Source organism: Maribellus sp. CM-23 (genome assembly GCF_021354595.1).
In the GTDB taxonomy this organism is placed as follows: Bacteria; Bacteroidota; Bacteroidia; order Bacteroidales; family Prolixibacteraceae; genus Draconibacterium.
In genome coordinates this window covers 175,111-188,397 of sequence record NZ_JADWYJ010000002.1, presented here as the reverse complement: position 1 = coordinate 188,397, position 13,287 = coordinate 175,111, and the positions used below count along the sequence as shown (strand labels likewise).

The window sequence follows — 13,287 nt, the reverse complement described above, 5'->3', positions numbered from 1 at the left end:
AGAAATTATTCCATAAAGTGTATTAATGAAATAGTAAGGGCTTGGCAATTTTGTTGTCAAGCCCTTTTATTTCAGTCTCAATATATTAATGTCTTTCGGCAGAGTAATAATAAGAAGGAGGAGATGTAAATTTTTATAGCCCTTGTTTCCTTTGGCTTTTTATAAACATTGAAATTGCTGGCAAAAGGTAGTGGCGTTTTAACCGGATTGGAGTGCTTCCCTCGGGTGATTTTGCTGTCAGTATTTCTTTTGATGAGTCCTTGTGTTGAACCACAACAAGAACAGAACCTAATATTAAGAGCATGGCAATAAGTGTTTTGAGATCGAGGGATTCGTGGAAAACAATTACACCAATCACTACGCCAGTGAGAGGTTCCAACGTTGATAGCAAAGATGCGTTGCCCGGACCGGTTTGTTTGAGTCCGTTAAAAAACAAAACCACGGCTCCGAAGGTTGACCATATGCTGAGATTAAGCATATAGAACAACGCTTTAGGGGTAATTTCAAGGTTGATGTTGTTTGTTGCCATTCCTTGAATGAGGAATAAAAAGCCAGTAATTCCAAATATCCAAAATGATGCAGTAAAAGAATTTAGCTTTTTAAGCTCAGGATGTGCCATACTGGTAATATAGATAGCATACAGTATGCCTGATGCTAGTGCCCAAAGAATACCGGTTGTATTTAGTGGCTCGCGAGTGCCAGTTGCTAAAATTGCAATGCCGCTAAGCGATAATAGTAGTGCCATTAATTTATATACCGTAAAACGTTCTTTGAAAAGGACTGTAGCCAGGATCAGTGTAACAATGGGGTATATAAAATGAAGGGTGCTGGCCAAGCCCGACGAGATGTACTGGTACGACTTAAAGAGTGTGTACGTAGTCATCATAGTTCCGACTATTGCAGCCATTAGTAAATGAATAAATTGTTTTCGGTTGATTCGGAGGCTAATTTTTTTGTATAAACAAAATAAAGCAATTAAGATGAAAGCAAAAATGTAGCGGAACAACAAAAGATTGTTTACGTCAAATCCTTCAGCATATGTTTTTAATGCGAAGAATGGCATCATCCCAAAAAATATAGCCGAGAGCATAATCATTACAGCTCCTCTGGTGGTGGACGAAATCATGGCAGCATACAGTTATTCTTGTTCTTGTAATTTGTTTAATTGTTCAATCTTATAGGTTTGATGCTGAGGCCTGCAAATATCCGCTTTTTTTGCGATAAGCAACACGAAATGAACCTGCTTTTTATTGATTGGTTTTGTTGTTGAAATTCATAAAAAAACCGCTCCATCTGTTGACGGAACGGTTTCGAAATATCGTTAAGAAATACGCTTACTTCTTGTAGATTTTTTTGTATCCGTAGATAGCGCTGTCGCCCAGTTCCTCTTCGATACGAAGCAGCTGGTTGTATTTCGCCATACGGTCGGAACGGCTCAATGAACCGGTTTTGATCTGACCAGAGTTGGTAGCCACGGCAATGTCGGCGATGGTTGAATCTTCTGTTTCGCCCGAGCGGTGCGAAGTAACCGAAGTATAACCGGCGCGGTGTGCCATTTCAATTGCATCCAACGTTTCGGTCAAGGTACCAATCTGGTTTACTTTGATCAGGATGGAGTTGGCAGCATTCAGTTCGATACCTTTTTGCAGGTATTCAACGTTGGTTACGAACAAGTCGTCGCCCACCAGCTGGCATTTGTTGCCAATGGCAGCGTTCAGTTGTACCCATCCGTCCCAGTCGCCTTCGTGGCAACCATCTTCGATCGAGTCGATCGGGAATTTCTCTACCAATTCGGCCAGGAAAGCAACCTGCTCTTCGCGTGAACGTTTGGCACCGCCTGCGCCTTCGAATTTGCTGTAATCGTACACACCGTCAGAATAGAATTCTGAAGCAGCGCAATCGAGCGCGATGGAAACATCGCCACCGTCTTCGGCACGGCCCGGTTTGTAACCTGCCAGTTCAATGGCTTTGATAATGCTGTTCAAAGCATCTTCAGTACCATCCAGTGCCGGAGCAAAACCACCTTCGTCGCCTACAGCAGTAGACAGATTGCGGTCGTGCAATACTTTTTTCAACGAATGGAAAACTTCAGCACCCATGCGCAAACCTTCGCGGAAAGAAGGAGCACCGATCGGACGGATCATGAATTCCTGGAATGCGATAGGAGCGTCGGAGTGCGAACCACCGTTGATGATGTTCATCATCGGAACAGGCAATGTTTTTGCGTTGGCTCCGCCGATGTAACGGTACAGTGGAAGCTCTGAATATTCGGCTGCAGCTTTTGCCACTGCCAAAGAAACCCCCAACATAGCGTTGGCACCCAGGTTCGATTTTGTTTTGGTACCATCCAGTTCGAGCAATTTACGGTCGATGGCAACCTGGTCTGTTGCATCCATACCCACCAGCTCTTTGCAAATAATAGTATTTACATTTTCAACTGCTTTCAATACCCCTTTTCCAAGGTAACGGCCTTTGTCGCCGTCGCGCAATTCGAGCGCTTCGTTTTCACCGGTTGACGCACCTGACGGAACGGCAGCACGACCGAATGCACCACTTTCTAGTAGCACTTCAACTTCTACGGTTGGGTTACCGCGTGAGTCTAAAATTTCTCTTGCTTTTATGTCGCTAATTAACATCTTGAGTAGTTTTTTATTAATTACTGAACTATTCTATTTATTTATAAATTTCAGAAAAGTAAACGCGGCAGCTCCTAAATTGTTTCAGGAATTGAGCGAGATTAATGGAGATTTAACGCTGATTCCGGCCGTCGGTTTATTTTGAACGAAAGGTAGTGTTTTTCGTACAGGTTTGCAATGTTGGCTGTGCCCGCCATTCAATGTGTTAATACTGAGGAAGGAGAGGGGCTGTATTTCTTTTTGGATGAAAAGATTACTCCCCGATTTTCTGATTGTCTTTTAACATGTCGAAAACAAGTCCGGTGGTATCGCCCACAAGTTGCCGGCAAATAAGCTTGTGGTGCTGGCGGTCTTTTACCTGTTGTTCCGAGGCGTGTTTTATCAGCAATTGTTTGCAATTGGAGGTACCATGAATTTCGGTTACCTGTTTGTTTAGTTCGCGCACTTTTTTGTAGCTGTTGAGTTTTGTTTCCATGTCGTTCGGAATTTCATTTCCAAAGGCCAGTCCGAGTACCATAAAGCCCCCTGTTACCGCTCCGCAGGTTTCGCGCAGGCGTCCCATTCCGCCGCCAAACGTGGACGAAATGAGTTTGGCGGTTCGTTCATCCAGGTTAAAAACAGGCGCAAATGCCAATAGAACCGACTGGGAGCAGGCATAACCCTCGTCGAACAATCCAACTGCTTTTTCTACAATTTCCTCTTTCTGTTTATTGATCATTAGTTCAAAAAAAATAAGGCTGCAAAGATGGGAAAACAGATTAAAATAAAAAAGCCCTGCCAGGAAACCTGACAGAGCTTGGTATATATCGAATGGTTTTTTTAGCGAAATTAAGCCTGGCTGATTGCAACAGCAACCGCAACAGAGGCACCCACCATTGGGTTGTTACCCATTCCGATCAATCCCATCATCTCAACGTGAGCCGGAACTGATGAAGAACCAGCAAACTGAGCATCAGAGTGCATACGTCCCCAAATGTAAAATCAGGTCAGTCATACCGTTTCCTGCCGGAAGCCTTACTATTTGGCTTAATCCAAATAGTAAGCACAAAGATCAAGGCTGCTTTTGCTCTTCGCACTTCATCTTTATAAAGCCTAACTTCGATCGGGTGATCTCCTTCCCGAATTCTCGGGAGAGCTTCCCGTTCTCAGTAAGACTTCATTTCGATTCAGCACTTGATCAAAAGAGGCCGGCTGACGAATGAACGTGATTAAAAAGTTGCATGGTTTGTAGCCCGCAAGTCCGCCCTCATAGAAATGTTTCAACTAACCGTATTCGTATTAACGTCACTGGAATTTTTATATGATGCGAAGTTGGTGAGGTATTCTTTCCATTTTCAGCGAAAATAAAAAAGCCCTGCCAGGAAACCTGACAGAGCTTGGTATATATCGAATGGTTTTTTTAGCGAAATTAAGCCTGGCTGATTGCAACAGCAACCGCAACAGAGGCACCCACCATTGGGTTGTTACCCATTCCGATCAATCCCATCATCTCAACGTGAGCCGGAACTGAAGAAGAACCTGCGAACTGAGCATCAGAGTGCATACGACCCATGGTGTCTGTCATACCGTAAGAAGCAGGACCGGCAGCCATGTTGTCGGGGTGCAAAGTACGGCCTGTACCACCACCAGATGCAACCGAGAAGTATTTTTTACCTTGCTCAATGCATTCTTTTTTGTACGTACCTGCAACAGGGTGCTGGAAACGGGTTGGGTTGGTTGAGTTACCGGTAATCGATACATCCACACCTTCGCTGTGAAGAATGGCAACACCTTCGCGTACATCGTTGGCACCGTAGCAGTTTACTTTTGCACGGTCACCAGCAGAATAGGCTTTGCGCTGTACTTCTTTCAATTCGCCTGTAGCAAAATCGAAATCAGTTTGAACGTAGGTAAAACCGTTGATACGGGCAATAATTTTAGCCGCGTCTTTTCCTAAACCGTTCAGGATTACACGCAAAGGCTCTTTGCGAACACGGTTCGCTGATTTTGCAATACCAATGGCACCTTCAGCAGCAGCGAATGACTCGTGTCCTGCCAGGAAAGCGAAACATTTAGTTTCTTCTTTCAAAAGCATGGCAGCCAAATTACCATGGCCTAAACCTACTTTACGGTCATCGGCAACCGATCCCGGAATACAGAACGACTGTAAACCTTCACCTAAAGTAGCGGCAATGTCAGCAGCAGCAGTTTGTCCACGTTTAATGGCAACGGCAGCACCTACAATGTACGACCACATGGCGTTTTCGAATGCAATAGGCTGAATGCCTTTTACAATTTCGTAAACATCCACACCTTTGTCATCACATATTTTTTTGGCCTCTTCGATAGAAGAAATGCCGTTTGCGTTTAAGAATGCATCAATTTGTTTGATTCTTCTGTCGTAACTTTCAAATAATGGCATAATAAATTTCTCCTATTCTTTACGTGGGTCAATAACTTTAACTGCATCGTCGATACGGCCATATTTACCAGAAGCTTTTTGTACTGCTTCGTTGGCGTCCATACCTGTTTTGATCATATCCATCATACGACCAAGGTTTACAAACTCGTAACCGATAATCTCGCTGTCAGCATCCAAACCGATTTTGGTAATGTATCCTTCAGCCATTTCAAGGTAACGGGGACCTTTCGCTGTAGTTCCGTACAAAGTACCGGTTACACCACGAAGACCTTTTCCTAAATCTTCAAGACCGGCGCCAATTGGAAGACCACCTTCAGAGAAAGCACTTTGTGTACGACCGTATACAATTTGTAAGAAAAGCTCGCGCATTGCAGTGTTGATTGCGTCGCAAACAAGGTCAGTATTCAAGGCTTCCAGGATTGTTTTTCCGGGAAGAATTTCAGAAGCCATAGCAGCTGAGTGAGTCATACCGGTACAACCGATTGTTTCAACCAATGCTTCTTCAATAATACCGTCTTTAACATTCAAGGTAAGTTTACATGCACCTTGTTGCGGAGCACACCAACCTACACCGTGGGTTAAACCCGAAATGTCTGAAACTTGTTTGGCTTTTACCCATTTTCCTTCTTCCGGAATTGGAGCCGGGCCATGATTTGCACCTTGTGCAACACAAATCATACCTTCAACTTCGTGTGTAAAACTCATATTAATATTTATTTTCTGGTTTTTTTGCTTGAAACAGATGAAGCCGCGTTTGAAAATAACGATTCTGTCATCTGCCTGAATGCGGCGTGAAAATATAAAATATTAGTCCATTACTGCCTGAAGGATTGCTAATTGAAGTCAGTAAAAACTTTATTAACATTTAGTTAAAATATTGAAATAAAGGATATTAAAGTGTTTTATTTTGAAGGTGTACCTGTAATTCGCTGAACTTCATTGAGCAGACGCTACTTAAGCCAAATTATGATCGGTCTTGTTTTGAATGATTATAAATTCAGTAAAACGATGATGTTGTCATTCGGAATTATTGGATCGAATTATCCCGGAACAAGCTCAAGATTGCGGAGGCAATATTTACTTAATTATGGTGCTGTTTTGTGTTCAGCAAGCGTGTGAACTCTCTTTGGTTCGCAGCGGAGGGTTTCATTTTTTGTAGATAAAATACAGGTAGTAGTGCTTATTTGTATTTTTCCCCTTTTTCGTAGCGGACCACACTCAATTCCTGGAAAGTTACCAGCCCACCACGTTTGCTGGCTTCCATAATTTTGTTCACCTTTTCGGAAAACTGATCGAGCTTCTCAATGTTGTCGATGATTTCAATGATCACCGGCAAATCGTTAGACAAAGCAAAGATTTTCATGGTGTGAATCGAGTGGCTGGCTCCGTACGACATAATGCCTTTGTAAACGGTCGCACCTGCCAAACCCGCATTTCGCGCTTCAAAAACAATTTCCTCGAACAGCACCCTTCCGTTGATTTTGTCGGATTCTCCTACATAGATTTTAAGAATCCCGGTTTTTTCAGAAATATTCATAGTTGTATGATTTAGATGGATGTCTTATCAATTCGGTTTACCGATTTTGTGTAAAACAGGTTTCAGCTTAGACCGAAATTTTGGGATAGAAAACAGGGGAACTTTGTTCTAAAAAATAACTTTTACCAGGATCATTCCGAGATAGACCGCCAACAAGCCAAAAACCAAGCTGCCTCCAACGTTCCAGATAAATTGCCCGTAAACACCGTCTTTCAGCATCATTAAATTGTTATAGGCAAACGACGAGAAGGTGGTAAACCCCCCGCAAATTCCTACTGCCAGAAACATTCTCCATTCGGCACTTAGCAGGTTTCCTTTTTGTGCCAGGGCAAAAACGATCCCGATAATAAAACTGCCGGCGATGTTGGCAATAAAGGTTCCCCAGGGAAAAGTGCTCGATAAACCTTTTTCAACAAACAGCTGAACCAAATAGCGCATTACGCTTCCGATAAATCCTCCGGTTCCGACAATTAAAATGGTTCGCAGCATATTATTAGCTATTTTTGAGCTTTTCAAAAGTAATAAAAATGATGGTACGCATTTTCCTCCTTTCAATATTTGGGTTTTTATTTCTGAATGGGTTGGCCCAAAATAAGTTTTCAAACGCGGTTTCTGAATTATTAAAAAAGCCTGAATACAAGAATGCTTCGGTAGGTATGCAGGTAGTGGAACTGGAATCGCAAAAAGAGATTTTCAACCTGAATGCAAGTCAATTACTGGTTCCCGCCTCTACCATAAAACTCATAACCACCGCTACGGCTCTTGAGCTGCTGGGCGACGATTATCAGTTCAGAACCATTATTGGCTACGAGGGAAACATCAATAAGCAGGGGGAGTTAAAAGGAGACCTGGTACTAAAAGGAGGTGCTGATCCTGCATTGGGATCGGAGTATTTCCAGGATCACTATTTCAGGTTTCTGCAAAGCTGGGTGCAAAAAATATCGGATGCCGGGATTAAGCGTGTAAACGGGAACCTGGTATTGGATGCATCGGTTTACGACTCGGAAAAGGTGCCGGCTACCTGGATATGGGAAGATTTGGGGAATTATTACGGTGCGGGAGCCGATGCATTTACGGTATACGACAATATGTTCCGGATTACCTTCCGCTCGCCCAAAGAAATAGGGGCACCGACACAGGTGATCATGACCCATCCCAAAGTACCCGGGATTGAATTTAGCAACGAGGTTGTTTCGTCGGAAGTAAACCGCGACAATGCCTATGTTTTTGGTAGCCCGCTTGATAAAAACAGGGTGATCAGAGGCAGCATTCCTGCGAACCGGAAAGCTTTTACCATCCGAGCTTCAATGCCCGATCCTTCGGGCGTGCTGGCAAACGATTTGACCTTAGCACTGGCAGAAGCAGGAATATTTATTGAGGGGAAAGTGGAGTTTCGGAAAGCAGACGACAAGCACTTTCAGAAGATTTATATGCAACTGTCACCGAAATTGTCCGACATCGTGGAGGTACTAAACCACGAAAGTGTAAATCTTTTCTCAGAGCATCTTCTGAAGCAGTTGGCGGTTGAAAAGAATGGATTGGGGAACCGGGAGGCCGGGATTGACATTGTAACGGATTTTTGGAAGAAGCAGGGATTGGATACCGAAAGTTTGCTGATGGAAGATGGGAGCGGTTTGTCGCATTTCAATGTGGTATCGCCTCATTTTTTTATTGAATTGCTGACTTTTATGGCAGATAACAAATCGTTCGTGGCTTCTCTTCCATCACCCGGAAACGGCACCATGTATTTGTTTGATAAAAATCTTTTTCCCGATCATTCATTGCAGGCCAAAAGCGGATCGATGACCCGGGTACGTTGCTACTCAGGTTATTTGGTAGCCGATTCCGGGAAAAAGATGGTATTCTCCATCATGTTCAACCATTTTCATGGCTCGCATTTTTCGCTTGTTAAAGAAATCGAAAAATTACTGCTAACCTTAAAGCAGGAAAACTGATAAGATAGGTGCATAAAAAAACAGGAACCCGTTTTGGATTCCTGTTTTTTTTATTTCAGAGATTTTATTTCTTATTCAGAATGAGTTTTCGCACATAGACCTGATTTTCGGCCCTGACACTGACAAGGTACATTCCTGAAACCTGGTCAGACAGGCTAAAGTCGATTTGCTCGCCTGCCAGGTAGGTTTTCTGCAGAATTCGTTTTCCGCCCATGTCGCTTACCATCAGTTCAATGTCGCCGCTTACCGGGGAGTCAAATTCCAGGGTAACCAGTCCTTTCGACGGGTTTGGATACATATTCAGGCTCAGCTCTCCGCTTGGGATATCAATCACACTTACCGGGAAGTCGAGCGCACAAACCACAAAGGTATCGCTTGCCGAAGCCATCGACGGATCGGAGGCAGTGACAACCAGTGTCACACAGCCGGTATCAGCGATGGCAGGCATGGCCACCAGTGTATCGTTGGCAAAACTGATCCAGTCGGGTAGGGCACTGCCGTCTTCCACGGATAGCTCCAGTGAAAGCATATCGTTGTCCGGATCACCAAAGGTTTCTTTCAGCGAAACAGCTAAGGTGCGGTCGGCAATCACGTCGTGGTCGGCTACCGGAGTAAGAACCACCGGAGCCTGGTTGGTATCGTCGATCATCACCACAAAAGTTTGGGAAACAGAGCCACCTTCGCTGTCAGTAACCGTTACGGTAATGGTGTCGCTTCCGCTGGCCAAAGCAGGGATGCCGAGAAGCAGTTCCCCCTCAGAATCGGGAGAAGTGTACATTACACTGATGTTCTCAACTACTGCCGGGTTAACCCCGCTTGCCATTACCGTGATGTCCTGGCCGGCACAATCGGCACCAAAAGAAATCCCCGACAAAGAAACGGTCAACTCGGGAACCTGCCCGGTGGTGTCGATATCCGCAATCGGATCAAGGGTTGGATTAGCATTTTGAGAAGTTACAATCACCGAAAAAGAAACCGTGTCTTTTTGGTTGTTGTACATCACTTCCCAGCTTTCAAGCGTTGTTCCGACCGGGAATAGACCGGCTGCTCCCAGTCCTTCGAGCTGGGTCAGTGTTGCACAGGATGCCGGTGAAAGAACTTCGGGATAGTCAATGTTTGTTTCGCATACGCCTTCACCCAAAGTGATTTCGATATCATCAATTTGATTCTCCAGTGCCGAATGCACATACACCATCGTGTTACAGGTTGATTCGTTTCCTGACTGGTCGGTAACGCTGACGTTTACCGGAATTGTATCGCCAATGTTGGAGCAGTCAAAGGTTGAAGGCGTGATTTCAATCTGAAGATTTTCGTACGAAGATGCATTGTCAGAACTTGATCCGGTAATCATGAAAACGTCTTCATCTGAAAGTGCATACGAATCGGATGACAGCCAAATAGTGATTGGAGTGCATGCTGCCACCGGGGCGATCTCATCTTTTACCAGCACTTTGGCCTCGCAGGAGGCTTCGTTGCCGCCGGCGTCGCTTACGGTAAGTGTAACCGTGTTTTCTCCCAAGTTATCGGATGTTAACATGCTTTGTGAAAGCATCATCGAAACGATTCCGCATTCGTCGATCGATCCGTTGTCAATCATCGATGGATCGATTTCAGCCACACCCTGGGCGTTTAACGAAACTTCAATGTCCTGGCAGATAGCTTCCGGCTTCATGTTATCGTAAACGCTTACGGTTGCGGTACAGGTCGATACGTTTCCGGCAAAGTCTCTTACGCTTAACACCACGTCGTTGGGGCCGATATCGGCACAGTCAAATTTGTTGATGTCGAGTGAGTAGGACGCAATACCGTCGTTATCGGAGGCTTCTTTTCTGACAAAGCCCGGATAGATCCTTGCTTCTCCGTTTACATCGAGTACTATCCCAATGTCCTGACAGGTAACTTCGGGAGGAGTAGCGTCAAGAGTGACGGTAGCCATACAGGTGGAAATATTTCCGCTGATATCCTGTACACTTAATGTAACGGCATTACTTCCTGTATCGGCGATAGTAAAATCGTATTTATCGAGCCACATGGTATCAATGTCGCAATTGTCGTAAGAGCCGCCATCAACTTGACTGGCGGTAAGTGTAGTGGTTCCGCTTTGGCCGAGCGGAATAAGTATGTCTTTACATAGGACAAAGGGTTTTACGGTGTCCAAAACCTCAATAGTTACATCTTGTATGATAAAGTTGCCTGCCTGGTCTTCAAGTTTGTAAGTATTGGTTGTTGTTCCAACCGGGTAATCTGCCATGTCCCCCAAGCCCGAAAGAAGTGTTCTTGTAATCACACAATTGTCAGAATAAAAGATATCTGGTTTATGAACGATAACAAGGGTCAACGTTTGTGTTTGAGCGCTGCAAGTTTGAGTCCCAAATCCTCCCCAATTCGAGTTGCCTATACAAGGTCTGAAAACAATTCCGGTTGAAGCGCCGGAACAACTGCATGTTCCAAAGGCATTAACGTTAAGTTCGATAGCATCTGTTTCATTTGAACAGCCTGTAGAGCAACCCGTATCAACTGTCCATACGTTCCCGTCGATGGCAGTAACAGATAGGTCTGTGCCATTTTTCAATGCCAGTGCGATTTGTTGGACCAAATCAACCTCATCGAGAACCAGAGCTTCAGATGACAATGAACTACTTGCCCGGATTTCTTTAACTTTTCCCGGGATAATCTGGTTTCTGATATTTACCCAGTTATCATATTGCGGAGAACCGGGGCAATAGTTGTTGTTTTGATTAAACGTTTCTGAATAGATTAGCTCTTGTGCTTCTTGCCCTGCAGAAAGTGCAACATTGGCATAACACGTGGAATCAGATGCATAATAAGTCAATAATTCTTCTCCCATGTAAACCGGGACTGTAGTATCGGTAACGGTAACAATTGCCTCGCAAAAGTCAACATTTCCTGCTTCATCACTTACATAAAGTGTTACATCGTTATCGCCCAGTTCTGAACAGGAGAAATCATAGTTGTTAAGCCACATGGTATCGATTCCGATGTTGTCGGATGAACCATTGTCGATTTGTTCAGCAGTTAGAAGTGCTTGACCATTTGGATCAAGACTGATTGTAATATCCTGACAAATTGCATTGGGAGGTGTGCTGTCAACTACTGAAAAGGTTGCACTGGCGCCAATGCCTGCATCAGCCAAAGCGTTGATACTTGTCGATGTTTCTGCGCTAATTCTGATACCTAATGTTCCGATTCCTGTTAAATCGCTGATAGTTACGGTCGGATAAATGGTTGTGCTGTTAGCTACCGTCACCGTTCCGTCAGCAGAACCGGTTTTGTTTAGTGTGATATTTGCAGCTGATAAATTAACAGTAGCCGCACCACTGTATTCAATGTTGTAACTCACCGGACTGCCAGCTGTAAGCAGACTGCTGGGATTACTTACAGTTATTGTCGGAACTACCGTTGATACTGAGATCGCACTTCCATTTTGCATGTCAAAAAATGGATAACCATCATTTATCGTTTGGCTTGCATTATCAATATCCCAAATATCTTCGCTACCGTTGTTGGTTTCAACTTCAAAATCCCAGCCTGCATTTAAGAACGTTGACAGAGTCTTCATCTCAGCGGTTGTTTTGCCTGTGCCGCCTTGACTGCTGCTCTGCCCTGACGTCTCTATATCCCAAAATGAATTAGTAATGGTTCCGCTAAAATAACGCCCTATAAGTCCGCCAATGGAAGAAGAGCCGGAATTTACACTAGCTGTGGAATAGCAATTTTCAACCTCTCCGCCAACAATGTAACCAATTAGTCCTCCGGTGCGTTGAGGGCTACTTACAGAGCCCCTGGCATAACAGTTAACAATGTAGCCGGTGCCACTGTCTCCGTTGTTACTTCCAACCAGGCCTCCTGCGTAGTTGGAACTGGTGACTGAACAAGAGGAATAGCTATTGAAGATATCTCCAAGATTCATGCTTATTAAACCTCCTGCAACATAATCGGCGGCAACTATGTTCCCGGATGCAGAACAGTTTCTTACAGTAGCCTCGTTCCATCCGGCAAGTGCAGCTACATAGAATTCTCCTTCGAAATTTACATTGGTAAGGTGAATGTCTGTTAGGACTGCAGGGTTAAACACGAGTCCAAATAAGGCAATATACCCACTGGTGCTCCTTTTTATAAATAAGTTGTCGATGGTGTGTCCATTGCCATTGTATGTTCCTTTAAATGGATATCCTGAAACACCAATGGGAGAGAAACCGGCCCCGCCATTCCATCCACTAGTTGAGGAAGCATTAATGTCGGCTGTTTGAATAAAGTGGGCACTCCAGTCTGCTGTGGTTTGGCTCAATTCAAGCAAATCGTTTAGTGTCGCTATTTGATAAGGGACTGAAGCTGTTCCGCTACCGCCACTATAGGTGCCGGCAAGTACGTTCCCTGCCAGTGCAAAAAAAATGAAAATTGAAGTAAAAGTTAATTTCATGTAATTTAATTTATATATAATTATTGTTCTTGTTTTCCTATACAACTTCAAGTAATTCCACACTCGGAACCATTTGGGATTATATATTCTTAATGTCTAGTATTTTGATTATGAATGATGTGTGGGTGTTTGTGTCGCCTGGGTATTTTGCTTCCTTGAATATTGAGAGTTCACTTTAAGCATGAAGTTATGTTTATTATAATAGTTTTTATTGTTTAAAAAATATTGTACAATATAAAAATATGAATCATAAAAGACAATAGTGTCTTTTATTTTTTTTGTGTTTTTTGTGGTCAGGGAATGACTCAATAATCTAT

General features: G+C 43.8%; 9 protein-coding genes and 1 pseudogene. 1 reads left to right on the top strand and 9 read right to left on the bottom strand.

Annotated features, from left to right (window positions below; genetic code table 11):
* Window positions 1-133 precede the first annotated feature (133 nt).
* The 8 genes and pseudogenes from INQ51_RS08000 to crcB all read right to left on the bottom strand — a co-directional run bounded on the left by INQ51_RS08000 (window position 134) and on the right by crcB (window position 7,063).
* Entirely contained in the window at window positions 134-1,126 is a 993-nt protein-coding gene (locus tag INQ51_RS08000) for a DMT family transporter (protein ID WP_233377449.1), read from the bottom strand.
* Window positions 1,127-1,334: 208 nt separating this feature from the next.
* Window positions 1,335-2,636, bottom strand: a complete 1,302-nt coding sequence (gene eno, locus INQ51_RS07995) for a phosphopyruvate hydratase (protein WP_233377448.1) — start codon at window positions 2,634-2,636, stop codon at window positions 1,335-1,337.
* Window positions 2,637-2,889: 253 nt separating this feature from the next.
* The gene (locus INQ51_RS07990; RefSeq protein ID WP_233377447.1) at window positions 2,890-3,354 is read right to left on the bottom strand and encodes a C-GCAxxG-C-C family protein; all 465 of its coding nucleotides are present in this window, start codon (window positions 3,352-3,354) and stop codon (window positions 2,890-2,892) included.
* Window positions 3,355-3,464: 110 nt separating this feature from the next.
* Window positions 3,465-3,605 (bottom strand): annotated as a pseudogene (locus INQ51_RS07985) (GGGtGRT protein); the annotation flags it as partial.
* 439 nt (window positions 3,606-4,044) lie between these two features.
* A complete protein-coding gene (locus tag INQ51_RS07980; RefSeq protein WP_119438837.1) occupies window positions 4,045-5,037 on the bottom strand; it encodes a GGGtGRT protein in 993 nt (330 codons plus the stop codon).
* Between the two features lie 12 nt (window positions 5,038-5,049).
* Window positions 5,050-5,742, bottom strand: a complete 693-nt coding sequence (locus INQ51_RS07975; RefSeq protein ID WP_119438980.1) for an iron-sulfur cluster assembly scaffold protein — start codon at window positions 5,740-5,742, stop codon at window positions 5,050-5,052.
* Window positions 5,743-6,217: 475 nt separating this feature from the next.
* Entirely contained in the window at window positions 6,218-6,574 is a 357-nt protein-coding gene (locus INQ51_RS07970; RefSeq protein WP_233377445.1) for a DUF190 domain-containing protein, read from the bottom strand.
* Between the two features lie 108 nt (window positions 6,575-6,682).
* Entirely contained in the window at window positions 6,683-7,063 is a 381-nt protein-coding gene (gene crcB / locus INQ51_RS07965; protein ID WP_233377444.1) for a fluoride efflux transporter CrcB, read from the bottom strand.
* A gap of 38 nt (window positions 7,064-7,101) precedes the next feature.
* Between crcB and dacB the strand changes: the two genes are divergently transcribed.
* The gene (dacB, locus tag INQ51_RS07960; RefSeq protein ID WP_233377443.1) at window positions 7,102-8,529 is read left to right on the top strand and encodes a D-alanyl-D-alanine carboxypeptidase/D-alanyl-D-alanine-endopeptidase; all 1,428 of its coding nucleotides are present in this window, start codon (window positions 7,102-7,104) and stop codon (window positions 8,527-8,529) included.
* A 64-nt stretch (window positions 8,530-8,593) separates the two neighbouring features.
* Here the strand turns inward: dacB and INQ51_RS07955 are convergent, their stop codons facing one another.
* Window positions 8,594-12,970: a GLUG motif-containing protein gene (locus tag INQ51_RS07955; protein WP_233377442.1), complete on the bottom strand. Its 4,377-nt coding sequence runs from the start codon at window positions 12,968-12,970 to the stop codon at window positions 8,594-8,596.
* Window positions 12,971-13,287 lie beyond the last annotated feature (317 nt).